A 22,650-nucleotide genomic window follows, 5' to 3' on the forward strand; every position below is an offset into this window, starting at 1 on the left:
AGACCTCGGATGTTAACTGCATGTGCAACACCCTGCTGTCTCTTTCGGATCCACCCCTGCACCGAGAGAGGACCGAGTCGTGCGCACCGTTGCCAAGGCTCTCCTTGTCGCGACCGCGGCCGTCGCTGTCGTCGCCACCCCGCTGGCCGCCCCGCCACCGGCGGCCGCCGCACCACTGTCCAAGATCCTGGTCTTCTCGAAGACCGCCGGATTCCGCCACTCCTCGATCGACGAGGGCATCGCGGCCATCACCACACTGGGTTCGCAGAACGGCTTCTCGGTGACCGCGACCGAGGACGCGAACCAGTTCACCACCGCCAACCTGGCGCAGTACCAGGCCGTCGTCTGGCTCTCCACCACCGGCGACGTCCTCAACGACACCCAGCAGGCCGCCTTCGAGTCCTACATCCGGGGCGGCGGCGGGTACGTCGGCGTCCACGCGGCGGCCGACACCGAGTACGGCTGGGCGTGGTACGGCGGTCTCGTCGGCGCCTGGTTCGCCTCGCACCCCGCGATCCAGCAGGCGAACGTGCGCGTCGAGACCACGGCCCACCCGTCGACCGCGCACCTGCCGTCGACGTGGACGCGCACCGACGAGTGGTACAACTACCGCACCAACCCCCGGTCGGCCGTGAAGGTCCTGGCGAACCTGGACGAGTCGACCTACAGCGGCGGGTCCATGGGCGACCACCCGATCACGTGGTGCCAGAACTACCAGGGCGGCCGCGCCTGGTACACCGGCCTCGGTCACACCGAACAGTCCTACACGGAGTCCAACTTCACCCGCATGCTGCTCGGCGGCATCCAGTGGGCGGGCGGCGCCGTCACCGCCGACTGTTCCGCGGGGACGGGCGTCACCGACCTGGCCCGCGGCCGCCCGGTCACCGTCACGAGCGTCGAACCCGGCACGTCCCACGTCGGCGCGAACGCTGTCGACGGCAACGCGGGCACCAGGTGGAGCAGCGCCTTCGCCGACCCGCAGTCGATCACGGTCGATCTGGGCTCGGTGCGCAACATCCAGCGCGTGCGGCTCGTGTGGGAGACCGCGTACGGCCGCGCGTACCAGATCCAGTTGTCGGACAACAACTCCACCTGGCGCACGGTGTACTCGACCACCACCTCGGACGGCGGCACCGACGAGGCGACGGTCGGGTCGACCGGCCGGTACGTGCGCGTGCTCGGCACACAACGCGCCACCCAGTGGGGCTACTCGCTCTGGGAGCTTGCCGTTCTCGGTTCCTGAGCGAGCACCCGGCCGGGGCAGTCAACGACGCCTGCCCCGGGCGGGATCCATTTCGCCTCCGCGTCTCCGTGCCCAGGTCGAGGGCGGCGAAACTCCGGTGATTCGACCCCGTTAATGTCGTGACGTCCGCCCGGACAATGCCGGGCGGACGGAATTCATCGCGACCCGGCCGACGGTGACCGCCGTCGAACGGCTGGACGGGGGAAATGATGGGCGAACTGCTGCGCTCCGCTTTCGAGTCGGTCGTCACGTGGTCGATGGGGGAGAAGGACGAAGACGAGGTCGAACGCGTGCTCACGCGGGTGCGCCTCTGGGTCTTCCTCGCCGCGGCTGCCGTGATGTCCCTGCTCTTCATCGCGGCGGGCGGGGTCTGGGGCTGGACCGTGGCGACGGTGCCGCTCGGGTTGGTTCTGGTCACCCGCCGGTTCGGAATCGAGTGGCTGCCGGCCCCGGTCTTCTGGTTCGCCGGCGCGGTCGTCGTGATTCCGGCGGTGTTCCTGGGAATTCACTACAGCGACACCGGCGTGCTCTCCGGATTCCTCCTCGTGGGATATCTGGTGTTCTTCCTGTGGGTCACCGTGTACCCGTCCGTTCTCACCGATGCCGAACAGCACCACGCCCGCACAAATTTCGGCCCCGGCGTGGTGATCCGGGACGAGGCCGAATACCGGATCCTCGTGCTGACGCTGTGGATGGCGACCGCGACCATGATCGCGGTCGGGGCGTCGACGGCGGCGGTCGTGTGCTTCCTCGCGCTCGGCTGGGTGGCGCGGTGGACCGCCGCCATCGCGGCGGTGGCCTGCCTGGCGGACGCGTTGCTGACCTTCGGCGCCGGCGGGTTCGCCTGGAAGGACACCGAACCGTTCGCGTTCGTCGTGGCCGCGGTCGCCGGTCTCCTGGCGGCGTCGGACTGGGTCACCGCCGTGCGCCACCCGACGTGGTCGGGCCGCGGCTGGCTGCGTGTCCTGCGCCCACTGCTGCGGCGTTTCGTCTGACCGGCGGCTACGGTCACGGGCGTGAGTTTCGCTCGGACGGATGACGGCTGCGCGCTGTACTACGAGGTCAACGGCACCGGGGACGACGTGCTCCTGCTCATCGCCGGGCAGTCGAACAACCACCACTGGTGGGACGTGCCCCGCGAGGACTTCGACGCCCGGTTCCGGACCGTCGTGTTCGACCACCGGGGCACGGGCCGCAGCGACAAGCCCGAGACCGGCTACAGCACGCGCGGCTTCGCGACCGACGTGCGGGCGATCCTCGACGACATGGGCGTCGACGCGGCGCACGTGTACGGGACCTCCATGGGCGGCCGCGTCGCGCAGTGGTTCGCCGCCGACCACCCCGGCCGGGTGCGGCGGCTGGTGCTCGGCTGCACCTCACCGGGCGGCGCGCACGGGATCGAGCGCAGTGCCGACGTCCGCCGGTCGCTCGCGCAGCGCGACGCCGCCAAGGCCAGGCAGGCGCTGCTGGAACTGATGTACACCCCGGCGTGGCTCGCCACCCACCACGGGCCCTTCGCCACGATCGGCGACCGGGACATGCCGCCCCACGCGCGCCGCGGCCACTTCACCGCCAGCAAGGAACACGACGGCTGGGACGCCCTCGCGAAGATCACCGCGCCGACGCTGGTGGTCCACGGTGCCGACGACGTCTTCAACCCCGCCGCCAACGCGCCCCTGATCGCCGAGCGGGTGCCCGGTGCGCGGCTGCACGTCCTCCCCGGCGCGCGGCACGCCTACTTCGAGGAGTTCCGGGAGGTCGCGGGGCCGCTGGTGCTGGACTTCCTCACACGGACCCCGTAACGGCCTCACCGTCCGTGACGACCCTGGGGCATGTTCGTGGAACTGCGCGTCCACGGGGTGAGCGGCACGCCGCCGGTGGACATGCTCGACCGTCCGCTGGTGAAACAGGTCGCGGGCGACGTGGACGGCCGGTTCTTCCGCCCGGTCGACAGCGCGGGGAACGAGGTCCGCGCGGCCGACGGCCACATCGTGGAGGGCTACCACTGGGGACCGCTGACGTCCGGCTCGTGGCGGCAGGCGCTGTGGCTCGCACTGATCCCGTTCGGGCTCGTGAACATGGCGTGCTTCATGCTCCCGGCAGGCGGCGGCCGCGCGGGCGCGGCGGCGCGGGTGGTCGCCAGGGCCATGCTCCGCGTGCTGGCGATCGTGCTGACCGGGCTCGTCGTGCTCAGCTTCGCGCAGGCCGCCGTCGACCTCCTCGCCTGGCAGTGGACCGGGGCCGCGTCCCGGTCGGGTGACCCGCGGTGGTGGCTCGCCGGCGCGGTCGCCGCGGTGACGGCCGGGTTGCTGGTGATCCGGTTCGTCGGCGGCAAACCGCGCACCGTGCCGGACACCGAGCCCCTGCCGGACGCCGCCGCGAAGACGGGACTCGCGGGCGGCGAGTTCTACCGCGGTGACGCGGACATCCCCGCGCTGCGCCACCTGCACCTCGCCGCGGGACTGACCGTGCTGTCGCTCCTCGCGGGCGGGCTGGCCCGCGCGTACAGCGGCGGCGACTGGCCGTTCTGGGTGGCGGTCGTGCTGCTGCCGTGGACCGTCGTGCACGCCGCGCTCGTCGGCGACCCGACGGGGAAGCGGACGTGGCTGTCCACGCTGTTCGTGCGGCGGCTGCCCGGCGCGGTGCTGGCGGTCGCGGTGGCGCTGCTCGCCGCCGCGGTGATCACGATGCTCGCCGTGCCCGCGTACCCGGCCCGCGACCGGGGTGTGCTGCCGGGCATCGCGGAACTCGGCATGTGGGTGGCCGGGTGCGCGCTCGGCGCGCTGGTGGTGCTCGTCGTGGCGACGGCCGTGCTCGCACTGCTGAGCAGGGAATCCCGGCCGCCCAAGCCCTTCCGCCGGTTCCTCGGCGGCATGACCGGGCCCGTGGTCGCCACGCTCGGCGTGTTCCTCGGCGTCGGGTTCACCGCTGCCCTCGACTACGGCGTGCTGCGGGCGCTGCGCCCGTCGGAGGACCCGGGCGCGATGGCGTTGCCGCTGTTCCACTTGCGGATCGCGTTCGCGGCCGGGATCGCCGTCGGGCTCGGGGTCGTGCTCGTCGCGGTGCTCGCCGGCTGGATGTGGTTGTCCGCCAAGCGGTACCGGCGGTTCGTGCGCGCGGCCGCGGGCCCGGAGCTGCTGCCGGAGGACCAGGTGCGCGCCGTCGCGCGCGCGTGGTGGCTTGCCCGGGTGAAGTTCTCCGTGCACTGGCTCGCGATCGCCGTGGCGGCGGCCGGTGCGGTGCTCACCGGCGCCGCGATCGCCGAGGCGTGGGACGACCTCGGCGCGACCGTGTGCCACCCGGGCGGCACGTTCCTGTCCGACTGCCGCGACCTGCCCGGCCTCGACCCGGTCACCGTGGGCACGGTCGCCTTGTTGCTGCTGGGCGGTTTCCTCGTCTACCTCGGCCGTCGCGCGGTGGGGGACAGCGCGGTCCGCCGCGGCGCGTGCGTGGTGTGGGACGTGGTCGCGTTCTGGCCCGCGGCCGCGCACCCGTTCGTGCCGCCGCCGTACTCGCCCAAGGTGATCGACGACCTGCGCAGGCGCATCGAGTGGCACGTCGCGGGCCCGGCCAGGTTCGTCGTGCTCGCGGGGCACAGCCAGGGCAGCCTGATCGCCGCGGCCGCGCTGACCAGGATCGACCCGCGGTACCGGCAGCGGGTCGCGTTGCTGACGTACGGGTCGCAGCTGCAGGTGGCCTACGCGCGGGCGTTCCCCGCGTACGTCAACCACCCGTTCCTGTGCTGGCTGCAGGACGACGTGCTGCACGGCCAGTGGGTGTCGCTGTACCGCGAGACCGACCCGATCGGCGGGCCGGTGCTGAGCTGGCAGCGCACCGACGAACCGGTGTTCAGCTCGTACCGCCTCGGCGCCGACGCGGCCGCCGACGACGAGACCGACCCGGTCACCGGCATCCGCCGCTGTGGCGCGGAATGGCGGGTGCTCGACCCGTGGCCCGCGGACGGCGCGTCCCGGCCGCGGCTCGCCATGCGCCGCCACAGCTGCTACAGCCTCGACCCGGCGTGGGACCTCGCGCTCGCCACGCTCACCGCCCCTTACCGCAACAACGACCGGCCCGCACCGGACGTGCGCCGCGAGGAGAGGACCGTCACCTGAGCCACCGCGCGACGCGCGCGGCACCGGCTCGTTCCGGCACGCTGCCGTGTTCCGACTAGGATGGGTAGATCGTATCGACCGTCCGTGGTCGGCACCCGGGGAGTGAGGGACGAGCAGGCCAGGTCATGGTTGGTGCGCTCAGCGGGGCACGTGAGAGACCCGCGCCTACGCGGGTGCTGCTGATCGAGGACGACGACGGCGACGCGTTCCTCGTGGAAGAACTGCTGCTCGAGTCCGGCGCTGCCGTCGAGCTGAACCGGGTCCGCACGCTCGCCGAGGCGAAGGCCGCCGTGCTGGACGTCGCGTGTGTGCTGCTCGACCTCGGACTGCCCGACACGCACGAGCTGGACGGGCTGCGCTGGTTGCAGGACAACGTGCCGTCGGTCGCGGTGGTCGTGCTGACCGGGCTCGCCGACGAGTACCTCGGCGAGGAGGCGGTCCGGCTCGGCGCGCAGGACTACCTCGTCAAGGGCCAGGTCGACGGGCACCTGCTCGACCGCGTGATCCGCTACGCCGTGGAGCGCGAGCGGTCCGACTCGCTGCAGCGCCAGCTGCGGGACGCGCAGATCTACGCCGAGGAGAACGGCCGCCTCGAACGCGGCCTGCTGCCGACACCGATCGTGTCGGACCACGACTTGCGGGTCACGACGCGTTACTCGCCCGGTGGGCAGCGGCTCCTGCTCGGCGGTGACTTCTACGACGTGGTCCAGACCGCCGACGGCTGCGTGCACGCGGTGGTCGGCGACGTCTGCGGCCACGGCCCGGACGAGGCCGCGCTCGGCGTGTCGATGCGCGTCGCGTGGCGGACGATGGTCCTGTCCACCCGCCCGTCGACGGAGGTGCTCTCGGTGGTGAACCAGGTGTTCACCCATGAGCGGTACCAGCCCAACCTGTTCACCACGCTCTGCATGCTCTCGATCGACCCGGGCCGGACCACGGGCACGCTGCACCTCGTCGGCCACCCACCGCCCCTGCTGATCAGCGGCAGGGACGTGCGCGAGCTGAAGGCGCCGGTCCGCACGCCGGTCGGCGTCGGCGACGGTGGCAACTGGCCGAACTGCGAGGTCGAGCTGGGCACGGAGTGGACGGTCCTGATGTACACCGACGGGCTGATCGAGGGCCGGGTCGGCACCGAGCGCAGGCGGCTCGACGTCGACGGCCTGATCGAGCTGGTCAACGCCGGTCTCGACGCCGGCCTGCGGGAGGCGGCGCTGCTCGACCACGTGATCAGCCAGGTGCGCGACCTGAACGGCGGCGACCTCGACGACGACCTCGCCGTGGTGGCACTGAGCCATGGCTGACGCGATGCGCTGGCCGCTGCGCCGCATCATCAACGTCAGTGTCGCGGCGCTGGCGCTGTTCCTGCTGACCGCCGTGATCGTCGGCGGCATCGCGCTGCAGCGCCTCGGCGAGGCCCGCGAGAACGTCGTCATGAACATCGACCCCGCGCTGCAGCAGGCGCTGCGGCTCGAGTCGGCGCTCGTCGACCAGGACACCGGCGTGCGGGACTACGTGCTGGGCGCCGACGAGGACGTGCTCAACCCGTACACCGCGGGCCTCAAGGAGCAGCACGAGGCGGTCACCGCGCTGCGCAGCCTGCTCGCCGACCTGCCCGACATCCAGGCGGACCTCGACCAGGTCGTCTCGCGGGCCGACACGTGGCGCACCAACTACGCGCAGCCGACGATCGCCGCGATCGCGACCGCCCCGAACGACGAGCCGAACCAGTCGGTCACGCGGGGCAGGGACGTCTTCGACCCCGTCCGCGACGCCCTCGACCAGCTGGAACGCGATCTCAACGCGGCACGCATGGCCGCCACCGAGACCCTGCAGAGCACGGCGGCCTCGCTGAACGGCACGCTCATCGTCATCGGCATCGCCTTCGCGGTCGTCGTCGTGGTGCTGGCGGTCGGGTTGCGGTTCGCGGCCATCCGGCCGGTGTCGCGGCTCGCCGAGGAGGTCCGGGTGGTGTCCCGCGGCGACTTCGACCACCCGGTCGCGCAGAGCGGCCCGCGCGAGCTCCGCGAGCTGGGCGCGGACGTGAACGTGATGCGGGAGCGCATCCTCTCCGACCTGTCCGCGGTGCGGGTGGCGCACGCCGAGCTGGACGAGCGCACCAAGGAACTGGAGCGGTCCAACGCCGAGCTGGACGAGCGGACCACCGAGCTCGAGCGGTCCAACGCCGAGCTGGAGCAGTTCGCCTACATCGCCTCCCACGACCTGCAGGAACCGCTCCGCAAGGTGGCGAGCTTCTGCCAGCTGCTCGAACGCCGGTACAAGGGCAAGCTCGACGAGCGCGCCGACCAGTACATCGCGTTCGCCGTGGACGGCGCGAAGCGCATGCAGATCCTGATCAACGACCTGCTCGCGTTCAGCCGGGTCGGCCGGATCGTGCGCGAGCCGGTCGACGTGTCCTGCAACGCGGTCGTCGAGCAGGCGCTCGCGAACTTGGCGGACGCGATCGAGCGGACGGGGGCCACGGTCACGTCCGACGACCTGCCGACGGTCTCGGCCGAGGTGCCGCTGCTCACGGCCGTGTTCCAGAACCTGATCAGCAACGCGCTGAAGTTCCGCGGCGAGGAACCGCCGAAGGTGTCGATCACGGTCCGGCGCGACGGCGGCTTCTGGGAGTTCGCGGTCGCCGACAACGGCATCGGCATCGACCCCGAGTACGCCGAACGGATCTTCGTGATCTTCCAGCGGCTGCACAACAAGGCCGACTACCCGGGTACCGGGATCGGGCTGGCCATGTGCCGGAAGATCGTCGAGTATCACGGTGGCACGATCTGGCTGGACACAGAGGTGGAAACCGGGTCCCGGTTCTGCTTCACTCTGCCGGTGATCGACGCCGGCAGCGCAGGCGAGGAACCCGCGGACGCTGACGACAAGGCCGACGAGAAGGACACCGATGGCTGACCCCACCCCGCTCGACGTGATCGACGTGCTGCTCGTCGAGGACGACGACGGCGACGTGCTGATGACGCGCGAGGCGTTCGAGCACCACAAGATCCGCAACCACCTGCACGTGGTCCGCGACGGTGAGGAGGCGCTGCGGTTCCTGCGGCGGGAGGAGGAGTACGCGGACGCGCCGCGGCCCGGCCTGATCCTCCTCGACCTGAACCTGCCGCGCGTAGACGGGCGCGAGGTGCTCGCCGAGCTGAAGGCCGACCCGGAGCTGCGGGTGATCCCCGTGGTGGTCCTGACGACCTCGGAGGCGGAGGAGGACATCCTCCGCAGCTACACGCTCCACGCCAACGCGTACGTGAGCAAGCCGGTCGACTTCGACCGGTTCATCGACGTCATCCGTCAGATCGACGACTTCTTCGTGACGGTGGTGAAACTACCGGGATGATCGAGCTGCCGGACGCCTTCTGGGAGGTCCGGTACGTCGGCGCCCGCTACCCGGGCTCGCCCGCAGTGCTGGCACGCCCCGGGCTGGCGGACGGCGCGAACTGCCAGCTGTTCGCGTACGAGGTGCTGCGGCACTTCGGTTACGACCCGCCGGACCTGCGTTCGAGCGAGCTGTGGGACGACGTGAAGTCGACACAGCGGGTCGCTGTGCCGCGCCCGCTCGACCTGGTGCTGGTGAACTCGTCGCAGGACGCGTGGGGCGCGCACATCGGTGTCTGGGCCGGTCAGCACGGTGGTGAGGACAAGGTGCTGCACCTGTGCGCGGAGGCCAGGCGGCCCGCGCTGTGGACGCTCGCGATGTTCGCCGCGCGGCCCAGCTACCGGGAGCTGATCGGGTTCAAGCGGGTCGTCGCCCGGTTTGCCCGGCACTGAGCCGGGTACCTGGAGTTCTCCGACCCTGGAGGACAGCCATGATCGACGTGACCGAGCGGATCGCCGCGTCGCCGGAGCAGGTGTGGGCGGTGCTGGCCACCGGGTGGACGTACTCGGGCTGGGTGGTCGGCGCCTCGCACGTGCGGGCGGTCGACCCGGGCTGGCCCGAGGTCGGCGCCAGGGTGCACCACAGCGTCGGGCCGTGGCCGCTGGTGACGAACGACGCGACGGAGGTCGTCGGCGTCGAGCCGGGGCGGATGCTGGAGCTGGACGCCCGCCTGTGGCCGTTCGGCGCCGCGCGGGTCCGGTTGGAGCTGTCCCCGGCCGACGGCAGCGGCACCGACGTGCTCATGTCCGAGCAGGTCGTGCGCGGTCCGGCCGCGATCCTGCCGAAGGCCGTGCAGGCGGTGCTGTTGGTCCCGCGCAACCGCGAGTCGCTGTCCCGGCTCGCCGACCTGGCCGTCGGCGGCGTCGGTTCGCGCTAGCGCCTGTTTCATCGCCCGGCGGTGATCAGCATTGACAGCGGCTTTTGGTCCAAGCTTCACAGGTCAGCGCAGTGAAACAGGACCTAGCCGGGCATCCGGTACACCCACACCTCCCCGTCGTCGGTGCCGGTGGCCAGGGCGCGGTTGTTCAGCGTGGTGATCTTCTCGCGGGTCGTGACGTCCCACAGGGTCGTCTGCCCGTTGAGGTGCGGGACGGCCGGCGTGCGCCCGTCCGGGCTGAACGCGGGGACCCCGAACGACTCACCGCTGGCACCGGCGATGGCGGCACCCACCTGCCGGGCGGTCGTCACGTCCCACAGCCGCACGGTCTCGCCCCGCGTCGTCGCGAGCAGCGAGCTGTCGGGGCTGAACGCGAGGTCGGTGGCGTTGTCGTCGAGGGTCACCCTGGCGACCTCGGACCGGGACGTCAGGTCCCAGAGGCGGACGGTGTTGTCGTTGCTCGCGGTGGCCAGCAGGTCGCCGTCCGGTGGCTGGAACGCCAGCTCGTTCACGACGTCGGTGTGGCCGTCGAGCCCGGCAAGGCTGCTGCCTGGTGACCGCGTCGTCGCGGGCACGCCGGACCAGGGCGACCACACGACGAGCCCGGCGACGGCCGCGACGACCACGACGGCGGTGAGCACGGGCACGAGCCACCGCCTGCGCCGGACCGCAGGCACGACCCGCGTTTCGGTGGCGACGGTGTCGGCCGCGGGCATCGGCATGGTGGTGGTCTCGTCGCGGGGCGGTGCGATGGTGACCGTGTCGGCGGGTGTGCCGTCGAGCAGGGCGGTGACCTCGGCGTGCTGGCGTTCGATCAGCCGGTGCGCGGCGGGTGGCCACGGCCTCGTGGACGGGGTGATCGCACCGATCTCGGTGAGCAGCTCGTCCGGCGTCGGCCGGCCGGCCGGGTCCTTCGCGAGGCACAGCCCGGCGATCTCGCGCACCCTGCCGGGCAGCGCGGTGAGGCCGGGGTCGGCGTGCACCAGGTTGTAGAGGGTGCGCGGGGTCGACGGCCCGGCGAACGGGCTGCCGCCCGTGCATGCCATGACCAGCACGGAACCGAGCGAGAACACGTCGCTCGCCGTGGCCCTCCGCCTGTTCGGGTGACATGTACTCGGGTGAGCCGATGAGCCAGCCGCTGCGGGTCACCCTGGTGCTCTCGCCGTCCACGGCGCGGGCGATGCCGAAGTCGATGACCCGCACGCCGTCCGCCGTGAGCAGCACGTTCGACGGTTTGAGGTCGCGGTGCACCAGCCCGGCGCGGTGGATCTCGGTCAGCGCCGACGCCAGCCCGGCCGCGAGGCGCAGCGCGAGGCGGCCACCTCCTGGCGGAACCGGGCGAGGAACCCGTCCTCCTCGGTGAGCTGGGCGCGCACCTGCTTGACCGCGACCAGCCTGCCGTCCGGCCCGTAGCCGAGGAACACGCGGCCCATGCCGCCCTGGCCCAGCTCGGTGAGCAGCCGGTACCGCCCCACCTGACGCGTGTCCGCGTCCCCCAGCGCCCGCATCCCACCTCCGCCCGTCGGGCGGCAGTCCATGCGGCTAGCGGTAGATCAATGTATGCGCTGCCGAGATGACTCCGTGGTAGCCGGGGACCCGCTCCCGGGCCAGCGCCGCCTTCGCCGCGTTCGCGCCGGCCCCGCCGTGCACGCCGCCGCCGGGGTGCGCCGACGCCCCCGACAGGTACAGCCGGTCGATCACCGTGTCCGCGCGCGCGAGCCCCGGCACCGGCCGGAACACCAGCTGCTGGTGGATGGCGGAGGTGCCCGCGTTCACCGCGCCCTCGACCAGGCTCGGGTTGTGTGCGGCCAGCTCGGCGGGACCCGCGATCGAGCGGCCCACGATGAGCGACCGGAACCCCGGCGCCTGGTCCTCGATGACCTGCTCGATCCGGTCCGCCCGCCGCTTCAGCCGCGACTCCGGCCACGTCTCGCCGCGCGGCACGTGCGTGTACGCCCACACCGCCTCCGTGCCCTCGGGGGAGCGGGCCGGGTCGGCCGTCGTCATCTGCCCGAGCAGCAGGAACGGGTTGCGCGGCACCCGGCCGCACGCGAGGTCGTTCGCCACGCCCGCGAGCCCGTTCACGTCCGCGCCGAGGTGCACGGTGCCCGCGCCGCCGACCCCCGGCGCCGACCACGGGATCGGGCCGGACAGCGCCCAGTCCACCTTGATCGTCGCGTCGTCCCACACGAAGTCGCCGAGGTCGGCCACCAGCCGCGCGGGCAGGTGCTCCTCGCCGACCAGGTCGCGGTACAGCAGCGGCGCGGGCACGTCGGCGAGAACGGCCCTGCGCGCGCGGACCAGCTGCCCCTCCGCGTCCCGCACGCCGAGCGCCTGCCCGTTCGCGACCACCACGGACGTGATCGGCCTGCCGAGGTCGAGCCTGCCGTCGCGGGTGGACAGCCTGCGCACCAGCGCCTCGGTGATCTTCCTGGCGCCGCCCTCCGGGACCGGGAAGCCGACCTCCTGGCCGAGCATGGTCAGCAGCCACCCGAAGATCCCCGAACCGGCGTTGTCCGGCCCGAGGTCGGTGTGCATGGCGTTGCCCGTGAACAGCGCGCGTGCGCCGTCACCGGCGAACCGCTCGTTCGTCAGCGACCGCACCGGCAGCACGGCCGTGCGTGCGAACCGCAGCAGCCCGCCGGGCCCGAGCCGCCTGGCGAGCCGGGCCGCCGCGCGCACGGGCGGGAACGGCGTGAAGACCGCGTCGAGCACGTCGTCGCGGATCCGTTGCCAGTGCGCGAACTCCGCGTGCCACGCGTCGCCGTCGGCGGGCGCGAACTCCGCCACCGCCTTCGCGGTCTCCTCCAGGTCCCGCGACAGCACGACGTGCCTGCCGTCGGGGAAGACGTGCGCCAGCACGGACGGCGCGTGCCGCCACGTGAGCCCGTGCTCCTCGAGCCCCAGCGACAGCAGGGCGGGCGAGGCGGCGGCGAGCGGGTAGAACGCGCTGCACAGGTCGGCGAGGTACCCGGGCGCGGCGATCTCGGCGGAGGCCACGGCCCCGCCCGGCGCGTCGGTCGCCTCGCAGACGAGCACCCGCCAGCTCGCGTCCGCGAGCATGTTGGCCGCCACCAACCCGTTGTGCCCGGCGCCGATCACCACGGCGTCGACGTCGTCCATGATCAGCGCCTCCTCGCCCGTCCGTAGCTGGCTGACTACCCCGCACGCGCCAGGTTTCCACGTGGGGACGCCGGGTATCCGAAGATCGTGTCCACGAACACCCTGATCGACCACCGCTACCGGCTGGGCCCGCGGCTCGGCGGGGGCGGCATGGCCGACGTGTTCGAGGCCCGCGACCTCCGCCTCGCGCGGCGGGTGGCGGTGAAGAGCTGCCGCCGCACCCGCGCCGCGGAGGACCTCGTCGCGGAGGCCGAGCTCCTCGCCGGACTGTCCCACCCGGGACTGCTGACGCTCTTCGACTTCGGCTTCGACGGCAGGCGCCCGTTCCTGGTGCTGCAGCTCGCGTCCGGCGGGACACTGCGCGACCGGCTCGACAGCGGCCCGCTGCCACCCGATCGGGTGGCGGAGATCGGGGCGTCGATCGCCGCCGTGCTGTCCTATGTGCACGGTGAGGGCATCGTGCACCGCGACGTGAAGCCGTCGAACGTGCTGTTCGACGACGAGGGCGAGTGCTTCCTCGCCGACTTCGGCATCGCGGGCCCGTCCGGCGACGTCGACCCGAAGGTCCTCGGCACGGCCGCGTACCTCGCGCCGGAACAGGTGGCCGGCAGCGAGATCGGGCCCGCGGTGGACGTCTACGCGCTCGGGCTGGTGCTCCTGGAGAGCCTGACCGGGGAGGTCGAGTTCCCCGGCGACGGCCAGGAGGCCGCGGCCGCGCGGCTCGTCCACCGCCCGAAGGTGCCCGGCGCGTGGGGCAGGGAGTGGCGTGCGGTGCTCACCGCGATGACCGACGTCGACCCGGCGAACCGCCCCGACGCGGCGACGTGCGTGACGCTGCTGCGTGCGTTGTGCGCGGGCGAGCGGGTGCCGCTGGGGCGGTTGCCCGCCCGTCCCCGGTCCCGGCTCGCGGCGTTCGCGTCCGCGGCCTGCGGCGCGTTGTTCTAGAGCCGGTTCGACGCCTCCGACAGCACCGCGCGCAGGATCTCCTCGATCTCGGCGAACTGCGGTTCCTCGCAGGTCAACGGCGGCGCGAGCTGCACGACGGGGTCGCCGCGGTCGTCGGCGCGGCAGTACAGGCCCGCGTCGAACAGCGCCTTGGAGAGGTAGCCGCGCAGCAGCCGCTCGGACTCGTCGTCGTCGAAGGTCTCCTTGGTGGCCTTGTCCTTGACGAGCTCGATGCCGAAGAAGTAGCCGTCGCCGCGGACGTCACCGACGATCGGCAGGTCCGTCAGGCGTTCCAGGTAGGAGCGGAAGAGGTCGCTGTTGCGGCGCACGTGCGCGTTGAGGTCCTCGCGGACGAACAGGTCGAGGTTCGCGAGCGCCACCGCGCTGGCCACCGGGTGCCCGCCGAAGGTGACACCGTGGGCGAACGAGCTCGCGCCGTGCCGGAAGGGCTCGTAGAGGCGGTCGCTGACCAGCATCGCGCCCAGGGGGACGTATCCGCTGGTCAGACCCTTGGCGCAGGTGATGATGTCGGGCTGGTAGCCGTACCGGGTGGCGCCGAAGTACTCCCCGAGGCGGCCGAACGCGCAGATCACCTCGTCGGACACGAGCAGCACGTCGTGGCGGTCGCAGATCTCGCGGACCCGCTGGAAGTAGCCCGGCGGTGGCGGGAAGCAGCCCCCCGCGTTCTGGACCGGTTCCAGGTAGACGGCGGCGATCGTGTCGGCGCCCTCGAACAGGATCGCCTCCTCGATCCGGTCGGCGGCCCAGCGCCCGAACGCCTCCGCGTCGGTGCCGTCCGGGCCGGCCGTGCCCGCCGGGGCGCGGTACAGGTTGGTGTTCGGGACCCGGATGGTCGAGGGGACCAGGGGTTCGAAGTCCGCCTTCAGCCCGGGGAGCCCGGTGATCGACAGCGCGCCCATCGAGGTGCCGTGGTAGGCGATCGCCCGGGAGATGACCTTGTGCTTCGTCGGCTTGCCGACGAGCTTGAAGTAGGCGCGGGCCAGCTTCCACGCGCTTTCCACCGCTTCGGACCCGCCGGTGGTGAAGAAGACCTGGTTGAGGTCACCCGGGGTGAGGGTCGCGAGCCGCTCGGCCAGCTCGACGGCCTTGGGGTGCGCGTAGGACCAGATGGGGAAGTAGGCCAGTTCGCGGGCCTGCTTGGCCGCCGCGTCCGCCAGCTCTTCGCGACCGTGCCCCGCCTGGACGACGAACAGGCCGGAGAGGCCGTCGAGGTACCGCTTGCCGTTCGTGTCCCAGATGTAGGGGCCCTCCCCGCGCGCGATCGTCGGCACGGGCGAGTCCGCGTAGGACGACATGCGGGTGAAGTGCATCCAGAGGTTGTCGGCCATGGTGCGATTACCGCATATTTTTGGGGGGTGGGCAAGTGATTGCGGCTGTGATGTGGGGTTGTGGCTACGGAATCCGTGGCTTGTGGGTCTCCTGTCGCGGGGTTCCACGTCCCCGTCGTGGGTTTGTCCCCGTTCTGGGTTTGTCCTCGCCGGACGGGCGTCCTCGCCGGAGGGCGTCCTGCCGGACGGGCCTCCTCGCCGGAGGGGCTGGTCTCCGGGATGGCGGGGGTTGGGCACGGGGTTGGTTTGGCAGGGACTGGTGTCCGTTGTCTGCCTGCCATCCCGTCGACCTCCCGGAGGGCTATCACACCGCGTCAAGGGGGCCCGGGGATTTGGGCAGGAGGTTGCGTTGGGCTTCGGGCCCCCTTGACCCGGTGTGATCGGGCTTCGCCAGGTCGACGGGATGGCAGGCAGGCTGTTGTGTGGTGAGCTGCGCTCGGCTTGGGTGGCCGCCACGCCGTCAGGTGGTGCCCCACGTGTAGGTCTGTTTGCGCAGCTTGAGGTACATGAACGCCTCCGTGGTGTCGACGCCCGGCACCGCTCTGATCTGCTTCAGCAGTTCCAGCAGGTGGTCGTCGTTGCGGGCGACCACCTCTGCCAGCAGGTCGAACGAGCCCGCCGTGATCACGACGTAGTCCACCTCGGGGATCTCCGCCAGCAGGTCCGCCGTCTCCTCCAGGTCGGTCGACGTGCGGATGCCGACCATCGCCTGGCGGGGGAAGCCCAGTTGGAGGGGGTCGGTGACCGCGACGATCTGCATCACGCCTGAGTCGAGCAGGCGTTGGACGCGTTGCCGCACCGCCGCTTCCGACAGGCCCACCGCGCGGCCGATCGTGGCGTACGGCCTGCGGCCGTCCTCCTGCAGCTGCTCGATGATCGCCTTGGAGACGTCGTCCAGATCCGCCATTCAGTCCCTCCCGTTACAGCGAAGAGTCTTACGCAATTCGTCGTGAAACGCGAATGTGACAACGGAATCCCTTGTCTGACCGCGTGTCGCGTGTCACTATCGGTCGCCATGCGAACCAGGGCGCCTACGTCGCTCTCCCCGGAGGCGGCGGCACTGCTGGCGGGACAGACCCGCACGTCCCGCAGGACCGTCCTGCGTGGTCTGGTGGCCGCCACCGCCCTGGCGGCCACCAGCTGTGGCATGCCGGGCACCCGCCAGGACCCCGCCGCCTGCCGCAGCGACGATCTGTCCGCCTCGGACAAGACCCTCGTCGTGTCCAACTGGCCCCTGTACATCGACGTCGCCGAGGACGACGAGTCGGTGCGGCCCACGCTGGACGCGTTCGCCGCGCAGGCCGGGATCCAGGTGACGTACCAGGAAGACGTCAACGACAACAACGAGTTCTTCGGCAAGGTCCGCAACCAGCTCTCCACGTGCCAGTCGATCGACCGGGACATCATCGTCCTCACCGACTGGATGGCGGCGCGGCTGATCCGGCTCGGCTGGGTGCAGCCGCTCCGGAAGGACCGGATCCCGAACGTCGAGGCGAACCTACTGCCTTCACTGCGCGGCCGCCCGTGGGACAAGGGCACCGAGTACGCCGTGCCGTGGCAGACCGGGCTCGCCGGCATCGCCTACAACGGCAACGTGACCAAAGAGGTCCGGACCGTCGACGAGCTGCTGACCCGCCCCGACCTCAAGGGCAAGGTCACGATGCTGTCGGAGATGCGGGACACCGTCGGGCTGATCCTGCTGGAGATGGGGCACGACCCGTCGAACTTCACCGAGGAGCAGTTCAACGAGGCGCTGAACAAGCTCCAGGCGGCCGTCGACGCCGGGCAGATCCGCCGGTTCACCGGCAACGACTACGCCCAGGACCTCGCGAAGGGCGACATCGCCGCGTGCGTCGGCTGGTCCGGGGACGTGATCCAGCTGAACTTCGAGGACGAGAACATCAAGTTCGTGACGCCGGAGGCCGGCGTGATGCTCTGGTCCGACAACATGCAGGTGCCCAACCGCGCCACGCACCAGGCCAACGCCGAGGCGCTGATGAACTACTACTACGAGCCAGAGGTCGCCGCCGAGCTGGCCGCGTGGGTCAACTACATCTGCCCCGTCCAGGGCGCGCAGGACGCGATGGTGGCCATCGACCCGGAACTCGCCGAGAACGAGCTGATCTTCCCGAGCGAGTCCACGTTGTCGTCGGCGAAGGTGTTCATGGCGTTGAACGAGGCGCAGGAACGGATCTTCGAGCAAGGCTTCCAGCAGGTGATCGGAGCGTGAGTGATGGCAGATGACCTGGTTCTGGAGAACGTCACCAAGACCTTCGGGTCCGTGACGGCGGTCGACGACCTTTCTCTCACGGTGCCACAGGGCAGTTTCTTCGCGCTCCTCGGCGCTTCCGGGTGCGGCAAGACCACCACCCTGCGCATGGTCGCGGGCCTGGAGGAACTGACGACCGGCACGATCCGGCTCGGCGAGCAGGACATCACCGGCCTGCGCCCGTACAAGCGGCCCGTGAACACCGTCTTCCAGAGCTACGCGCTCTTCCCGCACCTGACCGTCGAGGAGAACATCGCGTTCGGGTTGAGGCAGCGCGGTGTGAAGGACACCAAGAAGAAGGTCGCCGAGATGCTGGAGCTGGTGCAGCTGCCCGCGTTCGGCAAACGCAAGCCCGCGCAGCTCTCCGGTGGTCAGCAGCAACGCATCGCGCTCGCCAGGGCGCTGGTCAACGAGCCGCGGGTGCTGCTGCTCGACGAACCGCTCGGCGCGCTGGACCTCAAGCTGCGCAGGCAGATGCAGATCGAGCTGAAACGCATCCAGACCGAGGTCGGCGTCACCTTCCTGCACGTCACCCACGACCAGGAAGAGGCCATGTGGATGGCCGACACGGTCGCGGTGATGACCGAGGGCCGCATCGCGCAGCTGGGGGCGCCCACCGACATCTACGAGTTCCCGTCGTCGCCGTTCGTCGCGAACTTCCTCGGGCAGTCCAACCTGTTCGCCGCCGAGGTGTCCGGCACGTCCGGGGACGACCTGCTGATCACCGCCCACGGCGAACGGTTCGCCGCGCCCGCGTCGCGTGCGCACGCCGCCGACGGGCGCGTCTGGCTCGGGGTGCGGCCGGAGAAGGTGCGGCTCGCGCTGCCCGACGAGGACGCGCCCGCCGAGCACAACCAGGTCCGCGGCGTGCTCACCGACACCTGTTACGCGGGCGTCTCCACCGAGTACCTGCTGAAAACCCCGTGGGGGCAGGAGATGTCGGTGTTCTCCGCGAACGCGGCGGCCGGGGAACCGCTCACGCCCGGCACCGAGGTCGTCGCCCACTGGTACCCGCCGCACTCGTTCGTGCTCGACCGGCCCACGGGCGAGGGCGACGAGATCACGCAGTACTCGGCCGACCCGCTCGGGGTGGCGCCGTGACCGCGTTCGTCGGCACCGCCGTCGGCACCGGCACGGAACCGCCGCCACCGCCCGTCACGCGCCGCAGGCGCTGGCTGCCGTACCTGTTGCTGCTGCCCGGCGGGTTGTGGCTGCTGCTGTTCTTCGTCGTGCCGTCCGTCCAGCTCGCCGGCACCAGCCTGTACGACCGGGCGGGCAGCCTCGAAACCGGGTACTCGCAGACCTTCGCGTTCGGCAACTACCTCGACGCGATCGTCGGGTACTGGCCGCACCTCGTGCGGTCCGCGGTGTACGCGGGGCTCGCGACGGCCATCTGCCTGGTGCTCGGCTACCCGCTCGCGTACTTCATCGCGCAGCGCTCGGGGCGGTGGCGGAACCTGCTGCTGGTGTGCGTGATCGCGCCGTTCTTCACCACGTTCCTGGTGCGCACGCTCGCGTGGAAGTCGATCCTGTCCGACAACGGCCCGGTCACGGGGTTCTTCCGGTCGCTGCCGTTCTTCCCCGACGACTTCCGCCTGCTCGCCACGCCCGTCGCGGTGGTGTGCGGGCTCGTGTACAACTTCCTGCCGTTCATGGTGCTGCCGCTGTACGCGACGCTGGAACGCCTGGACGGCCGGCTGCTGGAGGCGTCGAGCGACCTGTACGCCAAGCCGGCCACCACGTTCCGGCGCGTGACGCTGCCGCTGTCGATGCCGGGCGTCATCGCGGGCACGCTGCTCACGTTCATCCCGGCGGCGGGCGACTACATCAACGCCGAGCTGCTCGGCACGCCCAACGAGTACATGATCGGCAACGTGATCGACTCGGCGTTCCTGGTGCGGCTGGACTACCCGCAGGCGGCGGCGCTGTCGTTCCTGCTGATGGCGACGATCCTGGTGATGGTGTTCAGCTACATCCGCGCCGCGGGTACGGACGAGGTGGTCTGAGTGCGGTTCTGGCGCTGGGTCGCGGACCACTGGGTGATGGTGGCAGGCCTGCTCGTGCTGGCCTACCTGTTCCTGCCGATCGTCGTCGTGTTCCTGCTGTCGATCAACCGCGCGCCGAACCGGCTGTCCTACGACATCTCGCCCGACTGGACGCTCGAGTACTGGCTGAACCCGTTCGGCGCGGCCGGGATCGGGGCGGCGCTGCGGGTGAGCATCGGCATCGCGCTCGTCGCGACCCTGGTGGCGACGGTCCTCGGCACGCTGATGGCGTTCGCGCTGGCACGGCACCGGTTCCGCGGCCGTGCCACCACGAACGTGCTGATCTTCCTGCCGATGGCGACGCCCGAGGTGGTGATGGGCTCGTCGCTGCTGGCGTTGTTCGTGACGATGCGGGTGCCGCTCGGCTTCTGGACCGTGGTGGTCGCGCACATCCTGTTCTGCCTGTCGTTCGTGGTCGTCACGGTGAAGGCACGCCTGGCGGGGCTCGATCCCCGGCTGCAGGAGGCGGCGATGGACCTGTACGCCAACGAGTGGCAGACGTTCCGCCGCGTCACGCTCCCGCTGGTGCTGCCCGGCATCGCGGCCGCCGCCATGTTGTCCCTGTCGTTGTCGTTCGACGACTTCATCATCACGAACTTCAACTCGGGCACGACGGTCACGTTCCCGATGTACGTGTGGGGCGCGGCGCAGCGCGGGATCCCGCGCCAGGTCAACGTGATCGGCACCGCGGTGTTCCTGCTGGCGTTCGTGCTCGTGGTCGTGGTGCAGCTGCGGTCCCGGCGAAAGGCGCGGTACGTATGAGGATCCTGCAGATCGGCGCGGGCGGCGTCGGCGCGGCGGCGGTCTCGATCGCGGCGCGGCGCAAGTTCTTCGAGTCCTACGTGGTCGCCGACTACTCGGCGGCCCGCGCGGACGCCTGCGTGGTGGACGACCGGTTCACGTCGGTCACCGTGGACGCGTCGTCGTCGGCCGCGGTCGCGGACCTGTGCCGGGCGCACGGCATCACGCACGTGTTCAACGCGGTGGACCCCCGGTTCGTCATGCCGATCTTCGAGGGCGCGCTCGACGCCGGCGCCGACTACCTCGACATGGCGATGTCACTGTCCACTCCGGACCCGTCGGCTCCGTACTCGCGCACCGGCGTCAAACTCGGCGACGACCAGTTCGCGCAGGCGGCGACCTGGACCGACCGCGGCCGCCTCGCGCTGGTCGGCATCGGCGTGGAGCCGGGGTTGTCGGACGTGTTCGCGCGGTACGCGGCCGACCACCTCTTCTCGGAGATCGAGGAGATCGGCGTCCGCGACGGCGCCAACCTGGTGGTCGACGGGTACGCCTTCGCCCCGACGTTCTCCATCTGGACGACCATCGAGGAGTGCCTCAACCCGCCGGTGATCTGGGAGCGGGACCGCGGCTGGTACACGACGGAACCGTTCTCGGAGCCGGAGGTCTTCGACTTCCCGGAGGGCATCGGCCCGGTCGAGTGCGTGAACGTGGAGCACGAGGAGGTGCTGCTCATCCCGCGCTGGGTGCCGGCGGGTCGCGTGACCTTCAAGTACGGCCTCGGCAACGAGTTCATCGAGGTGCTGCGCACGCTGCACAAGCTGGGTCTGTCCTCTGTGGACCCGGTGCGCGTCGGCGACGTCTCGGTGTCCCCGCGCGACGTCGTGGCGGCGTGCCTGCCCGACCCGGCGGGCCTGGGCCCCAGGATGCGCGGGAAGACGTGCGCGGGCACGTGGGTCCGCGGCCGCGACGCGGCGGGTGAGCCGAAGGAGGTGTACCTGTACCACGTGGTGGACAACGAGTGGTCCATGCGCGAGTACGGACACCAGGCGGTGGCGTGGCAGACCGCCATCAACCCGGTGGTGGCACTCGAGTTGCTGGCGACAGGCGCGTGGACGGGCACGGGCGTGCTGGGCCCGGAAGCCTTCGACGCCGTGCCCTTCCTCGACCTGCTCACCGAGTACGGCTCCCCGTGGGGGATGCGCTAGCCGGGCCGCACCCGGCCGAGCCGCACCCACGTCCCCGGACGTCCCTCGATCGGGGCGGGCTCGTCACCCAGCACCACCCCGTCAGGCCAGCACACCTTGTCGGTGTCGAGGTGGTCGACCCGCACCCGGGCGGCGAACGCGGTGTGTCCCTCGAACTGAGCGCCTTCGAACCAGGCGCCGGTACTGAACTCGGCGTCGGCGAACGTGCTGAGCCCGGCGAACCTCGTGTTGCCGAACATGGCGCTCCGCTCGAACCTGGCGCTGGTGAATCCGGCCCCGTCGGCGAACCCGCTGTCGTCGAACCACGCATCCGCTCCGAACGTGGCGCCGGTGAACGTCGCGTACCCGCCGAAATCGCAACGTGTGAACCACGCGTCGCCGCCGAACTCCGCTTCGGCGAAGACCGCGTGGTCAGCGAACGTCCCCGTGCCGAAACGGACGTCGTCGTGGAACCGGGCCGCGAAGAACGACGCGGAGGCGCGGCAGGTCGCCTCCGTGAAGTCGGTCGGTCCGGCGAAGGTCGCGTGGTCGAAGCTCGCGTCACCGGCGAAGACCGCGTTGGTGAACATCGCCTCGCCGACGAACCGGGTCCGGTGGAACGTGACCTTCTGGGTGAACGTCGTGCCCGCGAACCGAGCTGTGTCGAGCACGCAGTCGGAGAGGTCGAACCTGCCCAGGGTCGCCCCGGTGAGGTCGAGTGTGATCGCGGGCCAGAACGAGTCCAGTGGGTGATCGACGTCCGGTCCGGGTTTCAGGTGGTGCTCCAGGATGCGCTGCGCGGTGCGGCGCACTTCCCTTTCCTGCTGGACGGTGTGGGGCCGGCCACCGGTATCGGGTGTGGGCATGCGCAGATACGCGCAGAGCACGTTCGCCACGGTCTGCCGCAGCTGCGGATCGGCGTTGTCCTGCGCGAGCCGTTCGAGCGCGTACAGGCCACCGAGCCGGACCGGGGCCTTGTCCGATCCCAGCTGATCGACGGCCTTGGCGTACAGCTCGGTGATCCGCCGCGCGGTGGCGTCCTCTTCCCCGGTCGCGGCCACACGTTCGGCCAGCCGATGCGCCTCGTACTTCTGCAGCAGGTCCAGTTCCGTCGAACGCTGCCTGCGGACGGCAAGCCACAGCACGACGATGCCGCCGAGGCCGACGCCGAGGGTGCCGCCGGTGCGGATGGCGTCGAGCTGCCCACCGCTCACCCCCGTCCCCAGCAACACCCACACCGCGCCGGCGGCAACCAGCACCATCACCGGGATACCGACGACGATGACCCAGCGGGGAATCGGCCGCAGCACCGGCCGGGGAGCGGGTTCGATCACCGCACCACCATCGCATCCCGGGGACCGGTCC

At 71.2% G+C, this 22,650-nt stretch carries 21 protein-coding genes and 1 pseudogene; 15 read left to right on the forward strand and 7 right to left on the reverse strand.

What is annotated here, in order from left to right:
* The first annotated feature begins 79 nt into the window (after window positions 1–79).
* The 9 genes from ACYQ77_RS39795 to ACYQ77_RS39835 all read left to right on the forward strand — a co-directional run bounded on the left by ACYQ77_RS39795 (window position 80) and on the right by ACYQ77_RS39835 (window position 9,626).
* A complete protein-coding gene (locus ACYQ77_RS39795) occupies window positions 80–1,243 on the forward strand; it encodes a ThuA domain-containing protein (protein WP_459721717.1) in 1,164 nt (387 codons plus the stop codon).
* Window positions 1,244–1,452: 209 nt separating this feature from the next.
* Window positions 1,453–2,238 carry a hypothetical protein gene (locus tag ACYQ77_RS39800; protein ID WP_459721720.1) on the forward strand — a complete coding sequence of 262 codons (786 nt, stop codon included), beginning with the start codon at window positions 1,453–1,455 and terminating at the stop codon, window positions 2,236–2,238.
* A gap of 21 nt (window positions 2,239–2,259) precedes the next feature.
* Window positions 2,260–3,045, forward strand: a complete 786-nt coding sequence (locus tag ACYQ77_RS39805; protein ID WP_459721722.1) for an alpha/beta fold hydrolase — start codon at window positions 2,260–2,262, stop codon at window positions 3,043–3,045.
* 30 nt (window positions 3,046–3,075) lie between these two features.
* A complete protein-coding gene (locus ACYQ77_RS39810) occupies window positions 3,076–5,358 on the forward strand; it encodes a hypothetical protein (RefSeq protein WP_459721724.1) in 2,283 nt (760 codons plus the stop codon).
* Between the two features lie 173 nt (window positions 5,359–5,531).
* Window positions 5,532–6,659, forward strand: a complete 1,128-nt coding sequence (locus tag ACYQ77_RS39815; RefSeq protein WP_459721726.1) for a PP2C family protein-serine/threonine phosphatase — start codon at window positions 5,532–5,534, stop codon at window positions 6,657–6,659.
* On the forward strand, window positions 6,652–8,274 hold the full coding sequence (locus tag ACYQ77_RS39820) for a sensor histidine kinase (RefSeq protein WP_459721728.1): 1,623 nt from the start codon (window positions 6,652–6,654) through the stop codon (window positions 8,272–8,274). Before ACYQ77_RS39815 ends, ACYQ77_RS39820 begins: the two co-directional genes overlap by 8 nt.
* Complete coding sequence (locus tag ACYQ77_RS39825) at window positions 8,267–8,710, forward strand: response regulator (protein ID WP_459721730.1); 444 nt, start codon at window positions 8,267–8,269, stop codon at window positions 8,708–8,710. Before ACYQ77_RS39820 ends, ACYQ77_RS39825 begins: the two co-directional genes overlap by 8 nt.
* Complete coding sequence (locus ACYQ77_RS39830; RefSeq protein WP_459721732.1) at window positions 8,707–9,141, forward strand: hydrolase; 435 nt, start codon at window positions 8,707–8,709, stop codon at window positions 9,139–9,141. The genes ACYQ77_RS39825 and ACYQ77_RS39830 overlap by 4 nt, the downstream gene beginning before the upstream one ends.
* Before the next feature lie 38 nt (window positions 9,142–9,179).
* Window positions 9,180–9,626: an SRPBCC family protein gene (locus ACYQ77_RS39835; RefSeq protein WP_459721734.1), complete on the forward strand. Its 447-nt coding sequence runs from the start codon at window positions 9,180–9,182 to the stop codon at window positions 9,624–9,626.
* An 83-nt stretch (window positions 9,627–9,709) separates the two neighbouring features.
* Here ACYQ77_RS39835 and ACYQ77_RS39840 read toward each other — a convergent pair whose 3' ends face one another.
* The 4 genes and pseudogenes from ACYQ77_RS39840 to ACYQ77_RS39855 all read right to left on the reverse strand — a co-directional run bounded on the left by ACYQ77_RS39840 (window position 9,710) and on the right by ACYQ77_RS39855 (window position 12,749).
* A complete protein-coding gene (locus tag ACYQ77_RS39840; protein ID WP_459721736.1) occupies window positions 9,710–10,672 on the reverse strand; it encodes a hypothetical protein in 963 nt (320 codons plus the stop codon).
* Window positions 10,673–10,778: 106 nt separating this feature from the next.
* A pseudogene (locus tag ACYQ77_RS39845) lies at window positions 10,779–10,877 on the reverse strand (protein kinase domain-containing protein); the annotation flags it as partial.
* A 23-nt stretch (window positions 10,878–10,900) separates the two neighbouring features.
* The gene (locus ACYQ77_RS39850) at window positions 10,901–11,134 is read right to left on the reverse strand and encodes a hypothetical protein (protein ID WP_459721737.1); all 234 of its coding nucleotides are present in this window, start codon (window positions 11,132–11,134) and stop codon (window positions 10,901–10,903) included.
* 34 nt (window positions 11,135–11,168) lie between these two features.
* Window positions 11,169–12,749 (reverse strand): phytoene desaturase family protein, encoded by a 1,581-nt coding sequence (locus ACYQ77_RS39855; protein WP_459721740.1) that lies wholly within the window; start codon window positions 12,747–12,749, stop codon window positions 11,169–11,171.
* Window positions 12,750–12,836: 87 nt separating this feature from the next.
* Between ACYQ77_RS39855 and ACYQ77_RS39860 the strand changes: the two genes are divergently transcribed.
* On the forward strand, window positions 12,837–13,694 hold the full coding sequence (locus ACYQ77_RS39860; RefSeq protein WP_459721743.1) for a serine/threonine-protein kinase: 858 nt from the start codon (window positions 12,837–12,839) through the stop codon (window positions 13,692–13,694).
* Here the strand turns inward: ACYQ77_RS39860 and ACYQ77_RS39865 are convergent.
* Window positions 13,691–15,043 (reverse strand): aspartate aminotransferase family protein, encoded by a 1,353-nt coding sequence (locus ACYQ77_RS39865; protein WP_459721745.1) that lies wholly within the window; start codon window positions 15,041–15,043, stop codon window positions 13,691–13,693. The genes ACYQ77_RS39860 and ACYQ77_RS39865 overlap by 4 nt on opposite strands.
* Before the next feature lie 460 nt (window positions 15,044–15,503).
* Complete coding sequence (locus ACYQ77_RS39870; protein WP_459721748.1) at window positions 15,504–15,950, reverse strand: Lrp/AsnC family transcriptional regulator; 447 nt, start codon at window positions 15,948–15,950, stop codon at window positions 15,504–15,506.
* A gap of 108 nt (window positions 15,951–16,058) precedes the next feature.
* Here ACYQ77_RS39870 and ACYQ77_RS39875 point away from each other — a divergent pair, with 108 nt between their 5' ends.
* From ACYQ77_RS39875 to ACYQ77_RS39895, 5 genes are read left to right on the forward strand one after another with little or no spacing between them, the layout of a single operon-like run.
* Window positions 16,059–17,273, forward strand: coding sequence for a polyamine ABC transporter substrate-binding protein (locus ACYQ77_RS39875; RefSeq protein ID WP_459721751.1), 1,215 nt, complete (start codon window positions 16,059–16,061; stop codon window positions 17,271–17,273).
* 3 nt (window positions 17,274–17,276) lie between these two features.
* Window positions 17,277–18,413 (forward strand): ABC transporter ATP-binding protein, encoded by a 1,137-nt coding sequence (locus tag ACYQ77_RS39880; RefSeq protein WP_459721754.1) that lies wholly within the window; start codon window positions 17,277–17,279, stop codon window positions 18,411–18,413.
* The gene (locus ACYQ77_RS39885; protein WP_459721757.1) at window positions 18,410–19,318 is read left to right on the forward strand and encodes an ABC transporter permease; all 909 of its coding nucleotides are present in this window, start codon (window positions 18,410–18,412) and stop codon (window positions 19,316–19,318) included. The genes ACYQ77_RS39880 and ACYQ77_RS39885 overlap by 4 nt, the downstream gene beginning before the upstream one ends.
* Window positions 19,319–20,119 (forward strand): ABC transporter permease, encoded by an 801-nt coding sequence (locus tag ACYQ77_RS39890; RefSeq protein ID WP_459721760.1) that lies wholly within the window; start codon window positions 19,319–19,321, stop codon window positions 20,117–20,119.
* Window positions 20,116–21,306: a saccharopine dehydrogenase family protein gene (locus ACYQ77_RS39895; RefSeq protein ID WP_459721763.1), complete on the forward strand. Its 1,191-nt coding sequence runs from the start codon at window positions 20,116–20,118 to the stop codon at window positions 21,304–21,306. The genes ACYQ77_RS39890 and ACYQ77_RS39895 overlap by 4 nt, the downstream gene beginning before the upstream one ends.
* Here ACYQ77_RS39895 and ACYQ77_RS39900 read toward each other — a convergent pair.
* Window positions 21,303–22,619, reverse strand: coding sequence for a pentapeptide repeat-containing protein (locus ACYQ77_RS39900; protein WP_459721764.1), 1,317 nt, complete (start codon window positions 22,617–22,619; stop codon window positions 21,303–21,305). The genes ACYQ77_RS39895 and ACYQ77_RS39900 overlap by 4 nt on opposite strands.
* Between the last annotated feature and the right edge of the window lie 31 nt (window positions 22,620–22,650).

The organism is Actinophytocola sp. KF-1, assembly GCF_054661535.1.

Bases quoted from the DNA above. Each gene is read 5' to 3' on its own strand.
- ACYQ77_RS39800 (WP_459721720.1), top strand. From the start codon at position 1,453: ATGGGCGAACTGCTGCGCTCCGCTTTCGAGTCGGTCGTCACGTGGTCG.
- ACYQ77_RS39810 (WP_459721724.1), top strand. From the start codon at position 3,076: ATGTTCGTGGAACTGCGCGTCCACGGGGTGAGCGGCACGCCGCCGGTG.
- ACYQ77_RS39820 (WP_459721728.1), top strand. From the start codon at position 6,652: ATGGCTGACGCGATGCGCTGGCCGCTGCGCCGCATCATCAACGTCAGT.
- ACYQ77_RS39825 (WP_459721730.1), top strand. From the start codon at position 8,267: ATGGCTGACCCCACCCCGCTCGACGTGATCGACGTGCTGCTCGTCGAG.
- ACYQ77_RS39830 (WP_459721732.1), top strand. From the start codon at position 8,707: ATGATCGAGCTGCCGGACGCCTTCTGGGAGGTCCGGTACGTCGGCGCC.
- ACYQ77_RS39835 (WP_459721734.1), top strand. From the start codon at position 9,180: ATGATCGACGTGACCGAGCGGATCGCCGCGTCGCCGGAGCAGGTGTGG.
- ACYQ77_RS39840 (WP_459721736.1), bottom strand. From the start codon at position 10,672: ATGGCATGCACGGGCGGCAGCCCGTTCGCCGGGCCGTCGACCCCGCGC.
- ACYQ77_RS39850 (WP_459721737.1), bottom strand. From the start codon at position 11,134: ATGCGGGCGCTGGGGGACGCGGACACGCGTCAGGTGGGGCGGTACCGG.
- ACYQ77_RS39855 (WP_459721740.1), bottom strand. From the start codon at position 12,749: ATGGACGACGTCGACGCCGTGGTGATCGGCGCCGGGCACAACGGGTTG.
- ACYQ77_RS39865 (WP_459721745.1), bottom strand. From the start codon at position 15,043: ATGGCCGACAACCTCTGGATGCACTTCACCCGCATGTCGTCCTACGCG.
- ACYQ77_RS39870 (WP_459721748.1), bottom strand. From the start codon at position 15,950: ATGGCGGATCTGGACGACGTCTCCAAGGCGATCATCGAGCAGCTGCAG.
- ACYQ77_RS39875 (WP_459721751.1), top strand. From the start codon at position 16,059: ATGCGAACCAGGGCGCCTACGTCGCTCTCCCCGGAGGCGGCGGCACTG.
- ACYQ77_RS39880 (WP_459721754.1), top strand. From the start codon at position 17,277: ATGGCAGATGACCTGGTTCTGGAGAACGTCACCAAGACCTTCGGGTCC.
- ACYQ77_RS39895 (WP_459721763.1), top strand. From the start codon at position 20,116: ATGAGGATCCTGCAGATCGGCGCGGGCGGCGTCGGCGCGGCGGCGGTC.